The organism is Amycolatopsis sp. NPDC024027 (assembly GCF_040638975.1).
Taxonomy (GTDB): Bacteria; Actinomycetota; Actinomycetes; order Mycobacteriales; family Pseudonocardiaceae; genus Amycolatopsis.
In genome coordinates this window covers 1-11,840 of record NZ_JBEZYY010000022.1, presented here as the reverse complement: position 1 = coordinate 11,840, position 11,840 = coordinate 1, and the positions used below count along the sequence as shown (strand labels likewise).

General features: G+C 69.5%; 7 protein-coding genes. 3 read left to right on the top strand and 4 right to left on the bottom strand.

The genetic code is table 11. The features are described 5' to 3' along the window. From aspA to AB0F52_RS39395, 4 genes are read right to left on the bottom strand one after another with little or no spacing between them, the layout of a single operon-like run. Window positions 1-1,392, bottom strand: a complete 1,392-nt coding sequence (aspA, locus tag AB0F52_RS39410; RefSeq protein ID WP_360182285.1) for an aspartate ammonia-lyase — start codon at window positions 1,390-1,392, stop codon at window positions 1-3. Continuing rightward, window positions 1,389-2,300 carry an asparaginase gene (locus tag AB0F52_RS39405; protein WP_360182282.1) on the bottom strand — a complete coding sequence of 304 codons (912 nt, stop codon included), beginning with the start codon at window positions 2,298-2,300 and terminating at the stop codon, window positions 1,389-1,391. Before AB0F52_RS39405 ends, aspA begins: the two co-directional genes overlap by 4 nt. Further along, entirely contained in the window at window positions 2,297-3,721 is a 1,425-nt protein-coding gene (locus AB0F52_RS39400; protein WP_360182279.1) for an amino acid permease, read from the bottom strand. The genes AB0F52_RS39405 and AB0F52_RS39400 overlap by 4 nt, the downstream gene beginning before the upstream one ends. Then, entirely contained in the window at window positions 3,718-4,365 is a 648-nt protein-coding gene (locus tag AB0F52_RS39395) for a FadR/GntR family transcriptional regulator (protein ID WP_360182702.1), read from the bottom strand. Before AB0F52_RS39395 ends, AB0F52_RS39400 begins: the two co-directional genes overlap by 4 nt. A 387-nt stretch (window positions 4,366-4,752) precedes the next feature. Here AB0F52_RS39395 and dnaE point away from each other — a divergent pair, with 387 nt between their 5' ends. The 3 genes from dnaE to AB0F52_RS39380 all read left to right on the top strand — a co-directional run bounded on the left by dnaE (window position 4,753) and on the right by AB0F52_RS39380 (window position 11,505). Further along, the gene (gene dnaE, locus AB0F52_RS39390) at window positions 4,753-8,340 is read left to right on the top strand and encodes a DNA polymerase III subunit alpha (RefSeq protein ID WP_360182276.1); all 3,588 of its coding nucleotides are present in this window, start codon (window positions 4,753-4,755) and stop codon (window positions 8,338-8,340) included. Window positions 8,341-8,439: 99 nt separating this feature from the next. Continuing rightward, a complete protein-coding gene (locus AB0F52_RS39385; RefSeq protein ID WP_360182273.1) occupies window positions 8,440-9,897 on the top strand; it encodes an MFS transporter in 1,458 nt (485 codons plus the stop codon). Window positions 9,898-10,323: 426 nt separating this feature from the next. After that, a complete protein-coding gene (locus AB0F52_RS39380) occupies window positions 10,324-11,505 on the top strand; it encodes a low temperature requirement protein A (RefSeq protein WP_360182270.1) in 1,182 nt (393 codons plus the stop codon). Window positions 11,506-11,840: the final 335 nt, after the last annotated feature.

Genomic DNA, 11,840 nt, shown 5'->3' with positions numbered 1-11,840 from the left:
TCAGTTCGCGCGCGCGAGGGTTTCCGGCCGCAGCAGCCTCGCCAGCTCTTCGGCGGGGATCAGGCCCTTTTCGACGACGAGCTCGGCGACCCCGCGCCCGGTTTCCAGGGCCTCCTTCGCGATCTCCGTCGCGGCCGCGTAGCCGATGCTCGGGTTGAGCGCCGTCACCAGGCCGATCGAGTTCTCGACGTAGGCGCGCAGGACGTCCACGTTCGCGGTGATCCCGGAAACGCACTTCGTGGCCAGCGTCCGGCAGGCCGCGCCCAGGTGCGTGATGCTCTCCGAAAGCGAGTGCAGGATGATCGGCTCGAACGCGTTGAGCTGCAGCTGCCCCGCTTCGGCGGCCATCGTCACGGTGACGTCGTTGCCGATCACCTCGAACGCGACCTGGTTGACCACCTCCGGGATCACCGGGTTGATCTTGCCCGGCATGATCGACGAGCCGGCCTGCACCGGCGGCAGGTTGATCTCGTTGAGCCCGGCGCGCGGCCCCGAGGACAGCAGCCGCAGGTCGTTGCAGCTCTTCGACAACTTGACCGCGATCCGCTTGAGGACACCCGAAAGGTGCACGAACGCGCCGCAGTCCTGGGTGGCCTCCACCAGATCCGCCGCGGTGACGACCGGCAGCCCGGTGATCTCGCGCAGGTGGCGGCAGGCGGCTTCGGCGTAGCCCGGCGCGGCGTTGAGGCCGGTGCCGATCGCGGTCGCGCCGAGGTTGATCTCGTGCAGCAGCGCGACGGCTTCGCCCAGCCGCAGCCGGTCCTCGCCGAGCATCACCGCGTAGGTGCCGAACTCCTGGCCGAGCGTCATCGGCACGGCGTCCTGCAGCTGCGTGCGGCCCATCTTCAGCACGTCGTGGAACTCCACGGCCTTGGCGGCGAACGCCTTCTCCAGCACGACCATCGACTCGGCCAGCTCGCGCACGGCGATGATCGTCGCGACGTTGACCGCGGTCGGGTAGGCGTCGTTCGTCGACTGCGAGAGGTTGACGTGCTCGTTGGGGTGCAGGACGTGGTAGTCGCCCTTGGCGTGCCCGAGCAGCTCGAGCGCGCGGTTCGCGATCACCTCGTTGGCGTTCATGTTGGTCGACGTCCCGGCGCCGCCCTGGATGACGTCGACGACGAACTCGCCGTGCAGCGCGCCTTCGCGGATCTCCCGGCAGGCCGCGCAGATCGCGTCGGCGATGCCGGGGGAGAGCAGGCCCAGCTCGGCGTTGGCGCGCGCGGCGGCCTCCTTGACCGAGGCCAGCGCCTCGACCAGGTGCGGGTACGCGGCGATCGTCGTGCCGGTGATGGGGAAGTTCTCGCGGGCGCGGGCGGTGTGCACACCCCAGTACGCGTCGGCGGGGACGTCCTTGTCGCCCAGCAGGTCGTGTTCGCGGCGCGTGGTCATACGGAGCTCCCCACGGAAAGGGTGAAACGCAGGTTGTCCGGACCGGGCGGGACGGCCACGCCGCACAGCCCGAGCAGCGCGGCCAGCACGGGGTACCGCGCCCGGTCCCCGCCGTCGGCGATCTTGACCGCGATCGCCGTGCCGTCCGGCAGCGCGGCGACCTGGACGGCCTCGAAACCGTCCTTCGCGATCAGCCCGGGCACCGCGCGCATGACGGCGGTGACGTCCCGGCGGCTGCCGCCGACCAGCTCCGGGTGCCGCCGGATGCCGTCGGCGACCAGGCCCTCCGGCGTGCCGGGCGCGGCCGTGGCGATCTTCGACACGGCCGTCGCGAGCCCGCGCAGCGTCGTCGCGAAGAGCGGCGCGCCGCAGCCGTCGACCGCGACCCGCGCGATGCCGCGGCCGGTCAGATCCTCGACGGTGGCGGCGATCGCGCGCTGCAGCGGGTGGGCCGGGTCGAGGTAGCCGTCGGTGGCCCAGCCGTTGAGGTCGCAGGTCGCGAGCATGGCCGCGTGCTTGCCGGAGCAGTTGTGCGCGAGCCGCGCCGGAGCCTGGCCGGCGGCGATCCAGCGGTCCCGCTCGACCGGGTCGAACGGGAAGTCCGCGGGGTTGCCCAGCAGGTCCGGGGAGCGTCCGCCGAGCACCTCGAGCACGGCGTCGAGGTGCATCGGCTCGCCGGAGTGGCTGGCCGCGGCGATGGCGAACCCGGCCGGGGACAGGCGCAGGCCGAGCCGCGCCATCGCGGTGGCCTGCAGCGGCTTCGCCGTCGACCGCGGGTACATCGGCGTGCCGACGTCCCCGGCGGCGAACCGCGTCGAGCCGTCCGGGGCGAGCACCACGGCCGAGCCGTGGTGGACGCCCTCGACCAGCCCGTCGCGGATCAGCTCGACGAGGGGTTCGTGGCTCACAGGCCCTCCTCGTCGAACGCGCGCATGTCGATCCGCTTGCGGACGCCGAACCAGCCCACGACCAGGGCGACGGCGATCGCCGGCAGCGCCAGCAGGGTGATCCGGCCGGTCTCGTCGAAGCCCATCAGGACGACGACGGCGGCGAGGAACACCAGCGTCGCGATCTCGGTGTAGGGCGAGAACGGCAGCCGGAACGACGGCCGCTCGAGGCCGTCGCGCTTCGCCTTGCGCACGAACAGCAGGTGGCAGAGCACGATGATGGCCCAGGTGGCGAGAATGCCGATCGCGGCGAAGTTCAGCACGATGTCGAAGGCCTCCTTCGGCACCAGGTAGTTGAGCCCGACGCCGAGCACGCAGACGGCCGCGGTGAGCAGGATCCCGCCGTAGGGCACGTGGTTGCGGTTCATCACGCCGGTGAACTTCGGCGCCGAGCCCGCCACGGCCATCGACCGCAGGATGCGGCCGGTCGAGTACAGCCCGGAGTTCAGGCTGGACAGCGCCGCGGTGAGCACGACCAGGTTCATCACGCTGTCCGCCGCGGGCACGCCCAGGTGCGAGAGCACGGTGACGAACGGGCTCTGGTCCTTGGTGTAGGAGCTCCACGGCAGCAGCATCGCCAGCAGCACGACCGAGCCGACGTAGAAGACCAGGATGCGCCACATGATGGAGTTGATCGCCTTCGGCATGATCTTCTCCGGGTTCTGGGTCTCGCCCGCGGCGACGCCGACCAGCTCGACCGACGCGTAGGCGAACACCACGCCCTGCACGATCAGCACCATCGGCAGCAGCCCGGCCGGGAAGATCCCGCCGTGGTCGGCGATCAGCTGCGGACCGCCCGCGACACCGTCGATCGGCGTCTGCGTCACCAGCAGGAAGATGCCGATCACCATGAACAGCACGAGCGCGGCGACCTTGATGATGGCGAACCAGAACTCCATCTCGCCGAACAGCTTCACCGACACCATGTTCAGCGTCAGGACGACGGCGAGGGCGATCAGCGCGAGCACCCACTGCGGGATCGGCGAGAAGAACGACCAGAAGTGCGCGTACAGCGCGATCGCCGTGATGTCGGCGATGCCGGTGGTCGACCAGTTCAGGAAGTGCATCCAGCCGGCGACGTACGCGCCCTTCTCGCCCATGAACTCGCGGGCGTAGGAGACGAAGGCGCCGCTGGAGGGTCGGTACAGGATCAGCTCGCCGAGCGCGCGGACGACGAAGAAGGCGAAGAGCCCGCAGACGCCGTAGACGATCGCCAGCGCCGGTCCGGCCTGGGCGAGCCGGCCGCCCGCGCCGAGGAAGAGGCCGGTGCCGATCGCCCCGCCGATGGCGATCATGTTGACGTGCCGGGATTTCAGGGCCTTGCTGTACCCGGCGTCGCCCGCATCGGCGGTGGTGGCGGCCGTGAGGGTCTGTTCGGTCACTGGTCCCCGTTCACGATGCTGGTCAGAGTGGCTTCGACGTGCTGCAGGTGCGCCGTCATGGCTTCGACGGCGCCGGTCTCCGAGCCGTCGGCGATGGCGGTGACGATCTCCCGGTGCTCGATGTTCGACTGGCTCCGCCGGTCGCCGAGCTGGTTGAGGAAGGCGGACTGGCGGGCGAGGGCGTCCCGGATCTCCTCGATCACCTTCCCGAACACCGGGTTGCCCGAGGCCTGGGCGATGGTGATGTGGAAGAGCGAGTCGAGGGCGACCCAGGCGGTGTTGTCGGTCTCGGCGTCCATCCGGTCGAGCAGGTGGGCGAGCAGGTCGAGGTCGTCCTGGCTGCGCCGCACGGCCGCGTACCCGGCGACGGGGATCTCGACGTGCCGGCGCACCTCGATGAGGTCGCGGGCCGAGTAGGGCCCGAAGGTGGGGTTGTCGGCCGGGCCGGTGGCGGTGACGAAGGTGCCCTTGCCGGTCTTCGACTCGGTCATGCCGAGCGCTTGGAGGCCGCGCAGGGCTTCCCGGATCACCGACCGGCTCACCTCGAACTCCCTGCTCAGGGCGGCTTCGGAGGGGAGTTTGCCGCCGACGGCGTACTCGCCGCGTTCGATCGTGGAGCGCAGGTGGGCCAGCACGGCTTCCATGGCACTCACCCGGCGAGGACCACCTTGTCCGGCTGTCTGGCTGTCAGACAGGTTCATGGCGGGAATGCTCGGTCCCGGCGCCGCCGCTGTCAACGCGAGTACCCGGCTCTGTGGCCCAGCTCACCGCCGCCCGGGGGGTCGCCCGAAGGTCGCGAATGACTCATTCGGGACCTACGAGGTCCCGAATGAGTCATTCGCGGCACTCGCCGGTGCGCCCCGCGTGACCGTCCGGGCGCGGCGCGTGTCGTGATCGTTTCCGCCCGAAGGGGCCGCGCGTCGGTGCTCCGGTCCGGCCCCGCCGAGGCGCACAATCGAGCCCGGTGAGCGCGGGATAAGGTGGGAGACCCGGGCGCGCCGGTCCGATCCACCTAGGGGAGGTTTTCGCTGGTGTCGAACGATTCTTTCGTCCACCTGCACGTCCACACCGAGTACTCGATGCTCGACGGTGCGGCGAAGATCGCTCCCCTCTTCGCGGAGGCGGCGCGCCTCGGCATGCCGGCGGTCGGCATGACCGACCACGGCAACATGTACGGCGGCGACGAGTTCTACCAGCAGTCGAAGAAGCACGGCCTCAAGCCGATCATCGGGATCGAGGCGTACGTCGCGCCGGAGTCGCGGTTCCACAAGAAGCCGGTCTTCTGGGGCCAGTCGAACCAGCGCGGCTCCGACGAGCTGGGTGAGGGCGGCGACGTCTCGGGCGCCGGCGCGTACACCCACATGACCATGCTCGCGCAGAACGCCACCGGCCTGCGGAACCTCTTCAAGCTGTCCTCGCTGGCCAGCATGCAGGGCTATTACCGCAAGCCCCGGATGGACCGCGAGCTGATCGCCGAGAACCACTCCGGGATCATCGCGACCACCGGCTGCCCCTCGGGCGAGGTGCAGACCCGGCTGCGGCTGGGCCAGAAGGAGGCGGCGATCCAGGCCGCGTCCGACTACAAGGACATCTTCGGGGCCGACAACTTCTTCCTCGAGCTGATGGACCACGGCCTGCCGATCGAGCGGTCGGTCCGCGAGGGCCTCCTGGAGGTCGGCCGGCTGCTCGACCTCAAGCCGATCGCCACCAACGACTCGCACTACGTCACCAAGGACCAGGCCGACACGCACTCGGCGCTGCTGTGCGTCCAGGCCGGCAAGACCCTCAACGACCCGACCCGGTTCAAGTTCGACGGCGACGGCTACTACCTCAAGTCCGCCGCCGAGATGCGCGAGTACTGGGACAAGGAGGTCCCCGGCGCGGCCGACACGACGCTGATGATCGCCGAGCGCGTCGAGTCCTACGAAGACGTCTACTCGCACAAGGACCGGCTGCCGTTCTTCGAGGTGCCGGAGGGGTACGACCAGGGCGGCTGGCTGCGCGAAGAGGTCCAGCGCGGGCTCAAGTGGCGCTTCCCGGACGGCGTGCCGGACGAGTACTACAACGAGCGCATCGAGATCGAGCTCGACGTCATCATCGGCAAGGGCTTCCCGGCCTACTTCCTGATCGTCGCCGACCTCATCAGCTACGCCCGCAAGGTCGGCATCCGGGTCGGCCCCGGCCGTGGTTCGGCCGCCGGTTCGCTGGTCGCGTACGTCCTCGGTATCACCAACCTGGACCCGATCCCGCAGAAGCTGCTGTTCGAACGGTTCCTCAACCCCGAGCGCGTCTCGATGCCCGACATCGACATCGACTTCGACGACCGCCGGCGCGGCGAGATGATCCGGTACGCGACCGACAAGTACGGCGCGGACAAGGTCGCCCAGGTCATCACCTTCGGCACCATCAAGACGAAGGCCGCGATCAAGGACAGCGCGCGCGTCCACTTCGGCCAGCCCGGCTACGCGATCGCGGACAAGATCTCCAAGGCGCTGCCGCCGCCGATCATGGCGAAGGACATCCCGCTCTCGGGCATCGTCGACAACAAGCACGAGCGCTACGGCGAGGCCGCCGAGGTCCGCGCGCTCGTCGAGACCGACGACGAGTGCAAGACGATCTTCGAGACCGCCCGCGGCCTCGAGGGCCTGATCCGCAACGCCGGCGTCCACGCCTGCGCGGTCATCATGTCCTGCGACCCGCTGACCGACGCGATCCCGCTGTGGCAGCGTGACGACGGCTCGATCATCACCGGCTGGGACTACCCGTCGTGCGAGGCCATCGGCCTGCTGAAGATGGACTTCCTCGGCCTGCGGAACCTCACCGTCATCGGTGACGCGATCGACAACATCAAGGCCAACCGCGGGGTCGACGTCGACCTCGACACCCTGGCGATCGACGACCCCGAGACGTACAAGCTGCTGGCCCGCGGTGACACGCTCGGCGTGTTCCAGCTGGACGGCGGCCCCATGCGCGACCTGCTGCGGCGCATGGAGCCCACGGTGTTCGACGACATCGTCGCGGTCGGCGCGCTGTACCGCCCCGGCCCGATGGGCATGAACGCGCACAACGACTACGCCGACCGCAAGAACAACCGGCAGAAGGTCAAGCCGATCCACCCGGAGCTCGACGAGCCGCTGCGGGAGATCCTGGCCGACACGTACGGCCTGATCGTGTACCAAGAGCAGATCATGCACATCGGCCAGAAGGTGGCCGGGTACACGATGGGTCGCGCGGACGTGCTCCGCCGCGCGATGGGCAAGAAGAAGAAGGAAGTCCTCGACAAGGAGTACGAGGGCTTCGAGGCCGGCATGCGGGCCAGTGACCTGCGGCCCGGCGGCTTCTCGCCCGAGGCGATCAAGGCGCTCTGGGACACGATCCTCCCGTTCGCCGGGTACGCGTTCAACAAGAGCCACGCGGCCGCGTACGGCCTGATCTCGTACTGGACCGCCTACCTCAAGGCGAACTTCCGGGCCGAGTACATGGCCGCCCTGCTCACGTCGGTCGGCGACAACAAGGACAAGTCGGCGGTCTACCTGTCCGAGTGCCGCCGGCTCGGCATCAAGGTGCTGCCGCCGGACGTCAACGAATCGGCCCTGCGCTTCGCGGCCGTCGGCGAGGACATCCGCTTCGGCCTCGGCGCGGTCCGCAACGTCGGCGCGAACGTCGTCGAGTCGATCATCAAGACCCGCGAGGAGAAGGGCAAGTACGCCTCCTTCACCGACTTCCTCGACAAGTCCGAGCTCGTGGCCTGCAACAAGCGGGTCATCGAGTCGCTGATCAAGGCGGGCGGGTTCGACTCCCTCGGCCACACGCGGCTGTCGATGATCCAGGTTCACGAGGACGCGGTCGAAGCCGTCGTCCCGCTCAAGCGCCAGGAGGCGATGGGCCAGTTCGACCTGTTCGGCTTCGGCGGCGAGGAGGGGGAGGCAGCGCCGTCGTCGTCCCCGCTGGCGCACCTGAAGTTCGGCGAGGAGGAGTACCCGCGCAAGCAGCTGCTCGCCTACGAGCGCGAGATGCTCGGCCTGTACGTCTCGGCGCACCCGCTGGACGGCGCCGAGCGGATCCTGCGCAAGCACGCCCCCAAACCGATCGCGAGCATCCTCAACGATCCGCCGAAGGAAGGCGAGCTGGTGATCTCCGGGCTGATCACCTCGCTCGAGCGGCGGGTCAACAAGAAGGGCGAGCCCTGGGCGATCTGCACGGTCGAGGACATGGACGCCTCGCTCGAGGTGCTGTTCTTCCCGAAGTCGTACGCGCTCTTCGCCGGTGAGCTGATCGAGGACAACGCGGTCCTGGTCAAGGGCCGGGTCAACTGGCGCGAAGACAAGATGTCGATCTTCGGCGGCGGCCTGGCGACGCTCGACCTGTCCGAGGTCGGAACCGGCAACGGCGACGACGAGCCGCCGCTGGTGCTGCTCGCGGCGGCGGAGAAGATCGACCAGTCGGTGGTGAGCGAGCTGCGGTCCACGCTGCTGGCGCACAAGGGCGAGACCCCGGTGCACCTCAAGCTGGTGGGCAAGAACCAGACGGTCTTCGCGCTGTACGACTACCCGGTCAAGGTGAGCTCCATGCTGATCGGCGAGCTCAAGGGTATCCGGGGCATCACCGCCTCGACGTGAGGCTTCGGGATCCGTGCGCACAACGCGCGCGGATCCCGCCTTTCGTGTTTGCTGAGTGGGGTATCCCCGGCCCGTGAACATGCGTGAGGTCTGCCCTCGATGACGTACGAACCCGATCCCCGCCGCTGGAAAGCGCTTGCCGTTTCGCTCACGGCCGGGTTCATGGGCCTGCTCGACGTCAGCATCGTCAACGTCGCCCTCCCCTCGATGCAGGCCGGCCTGCACGCGAGCAGCGGCGGGATCCGCTGGGTCGTCTCCGGCTACGCCCTGGCGTTCGGCCTGGTCCTGGTCACCGGCGGCCGCCTCGGGGACGCGTTCGGCCGCCGGAACATGTTCCTCGGCGCCCTCGCCGCCTTCGTCCTCACCAGCGCACTGGCCGGCGCGGCCCCGAACGAGACCACGCTGGTGCTCGCCCGCCTCGCCCAAGGCGTGGCCGCCGGCATGCTCACCCCGCAGAACACCGGCCTGATCCAGGACCTCTTCCGCGGCGCCGAGCGCGGCCGCGCGTTCGGGATGTTCGGCGCGGTCGTCGGGATCTCGACGGCGGTCGGCCCGATCCTCGGCGGCTTCATCATCGCCCTCTTCGGCAGCCAGGACGGCTGGCGCTGGGTGTTCTACGTCAACGTCCCGATCGGCGCGCTCGCGTTCGCCCTCGCACTGCGGCTGCTGCCCCGCAGCGAAAAGAAACAGCTCAAGATCTCCTCGGAGATCGACTTCGTCGGCATCGTGCTGCTCGCGGTCGCCGTCCTCGGCGTGCTGCTCCCGGTCGTCGACGCCGATCAGGGCGGCCTCACGCGAATGTGGTGGCTGTTCATCGTCGCCGTCGTCTTCGGGGTCGCGTTCGTGCGCTGGGAGCACTCGGTGGTCCGGCGCGGCCGGTCCCCGCTGCTCGACACCCGCCTGTTCACCGGCACCCCGGGCTACGCCGCCGGCGCGGCGGTCGGCGCCCTCTACTTCTGCGGGTTCGCCGGGATCTGGCTGGTCTTCGCGATCTACTTCCAGCAGGGCCTCGGCTACTCGCCACTGCAGTCGGGCCTGTCGGTGACGCCGTTCGCGCTCGGTTCGGCGGTGTCGGCCGCCGTCGCCGGCCGGCTCGTGCCCCGGTTCGGGCGGCGGCTGACCGTCACCGGGCTGGGCATGGTCGCCGTCGGGCTGCTGGCCGTCGCGCTGCTGGCCGAGCTGGTCCCGCCGTCGGCGTCCGGCTGGGCCTTCGCGGTGCCGCTGGTGTTCGCGGGCGTGGGCGGCGGGATGGTGATTTCCCCGAACACGACGTTGACGCTGGAGTGCGTGCCGGTCCGGATGGCCGGGGTCGCCGGCGGCGCACTGCAGACCGGGCAGCGGATCGGCACGGCGATCGGCACCGCCGTGCTCGCGTCGGTCTTCGGCATGGTCCTCGGCCGCGGCTATCCCGCGGCGCTCACCGTCGCGCTCAGCTGCGCGGCCTTCTTGACGTGCGGCGCGCTCGCCCTGGCGCTCGCCGAGCTCCGCGCCCGACGGCGCCGGGCTTCCGAACAAGAGCGGGAAGCAAGCCAGACCGCGGACGTCCACCGGGCTTGAGAGACTACTTTCCGCAGATTCGCGATGCTCCATCCGAGTGACGAGCGCGGAAAGACACTGGTGCTACGGAGAGCAACCGGGTAGATCTTATGGAGCCTTCACTGCGCGGCTTCGGCTACCGACAGTGGCAATCAGTCGGCCACCCGGGGATGGGGTGACCGGCTTGAGCGATCGAGGCGTCCGGAGTTCGAGGGAATGGACACACTCGGTCACCTTCCGTCCAGTGGGTGTCGGCGTCCGCGGGGGACCGTCCGGCACTCGCGGAAGGGCTGCCCATCGGTGCCCGCCGGCGCGTGACGGTGGCGGGCGGGCCCGGGGGAGGGGGAACCGGGCCCGCCCGTCTTCTTCACCCGTGTCGTGCTTCCACGCGGCTCGTGATCATGTTGGGATGACCGCGTCCGACAGGCACGAGCCCGGGGAGCCCCGATGACCGAGCAACTGCTGCGCCGGGTCTGGTACCGGCCGATGCGCGCCCGCGACAGCGGCGAGGACCACCGCGTCGCGACCCCGCTGGAGCTGCTGTTCGACCTGTGTTTCGTGGTCGCCGTCGGCCAGGCGGCCGCGCAGCTGCACCACGCGCTCGCCGAAGGCCACGTCGCGCACGGCGTGTTCTCGTTCGCGCTGGTCTTCTTCGGGATCTGGTGGGGCTGGCTGAACTTCAGCTGGTTCGCCTCGGCGTTCGACACCGACGACGTCCCGTACCGGCTGGTCACGCTGCTGCAGATCGCCGGCGGCCTGACCGTCGCGGCCGGGGTGGAACGCGCGTTCGACGGTGACTTCCGGGTGATGGTCGCCGGCTACGTCCTGATGCGGCTCGCGATGGTCGCGCAATGGCTGCGGGCCGCCCGGACGGACGCGGAGTGCCGTCCGGCGGCTCTGCGCTACGCCGCGGGGATCGCCTTCTGCCAGCTGCTGTGGGTCGGCTACCTGTGGCTTCCCCACGGCCTGCAGCCGTACGCGTTCTTCGCCTTCGCGATCCTGGAGATGGCGGTGCCGGTGTGGGGGGAGAGTCGCCGGGGCACGGCGTGGCACCCGCACCACATCGCCGAGCGGTACGGCCTGTTCACCCTGATCGTGCTCGGCGAAGTGATCCTCAGCGCGACGAACGCGCTCAAGGAGGCCACCGCCGAACCCGGCCACCTCGGCACGCTGATCTCCCTGGCCGCGGCGGCGCTCGTCCTCGTGTTCTCGATGTGGTGGCTCTACTTCGACCGGCCGGGGCACGCGCGTCTCGTCCGCCACCCGACGATGTTCACGTCGATGAGCTGGGGCTACGGCCACTACTTCATCTTCGCTTCCGCGGCGGCCGTCGGTGCCGGGCTCGAGGTGGCGGTCGCCTACGACACGGGAACGCTGCCCGGTATCGGCGGGGCCGCCGCGGCTCTGGCGACCACGGTCCCGGCCGCGGTCTTCCTGCTGAGCGTGTGGCTCCTGCACATCGGCCCGACGAACGAATGCCGCCCGATCGCCATCGGGTTTCCGGTGACCGCGGTGCTCGTCGTCGCGGCGTCGTTCACGCCGGCGCCGATCCACGTCGCCGCCGGGCTCGCGGCCGCGCTCGTCGTGCTGACGGTGGTCGCGACGCACGGAGAGCGTCACCCGGCCTGACCGCGGTATCGGTGCAGGTCAGCGGCTGGGCGCGGGAAAAGGGACCCCCCTGTGCAAGGGGGTTTCGGGGGCATGTAAAGTTCTCCAAGTCGCCAGGGAAACCGGGTGGCCGCCGGGAACACGAACCAAGCTCCTACGATCGTGGTAGAGTGGGTGGTCCCGAACCAGGGTGGTATCCCTGGAACAAAGCTTGAAACAATAGCCGAAGACCAAGGCGCTTTTGCGGCGCGGCGGTCCGAAGTGTGTTGCTTGAGAACTCAACAGTGTGCTAGTGAACTAAGCCAGTAGAGCTTATGTATTGAACCTCGTATGAGGTTCCTTTGAGAGCATTAATT

Coding starts and splice junctions, on each gene's coding strand:
- aspA (WP_360182285.1), bottom strand. CDS start 1,392: ATGACCACGCGCCGCGAACACGACCTGCTGGGCGACAAGGACGTCCCC.
- AB0F52_RS39385 (WP_360182273.1), top strand. CDS start 8,440: ATGACGTACGAACCCGATCCCCGCCGCTGGAAAGCGCTTGCCGTTTCG.
- AB0F52_RS39395 (WP_360182702.1), bottom strand. CDS start 4,365: ATGGAAGCCGTGCTGGCCCACCTGCGCTCCACGATCGAACGCGGCGAG.
- AB0F52_RS39380 (WP_360182270.1), top strand. CDS start 10,324: ATGACCGAGCAACTGCTGCGCCGGGTCTGGTACCGGCCGATGCGCGCC.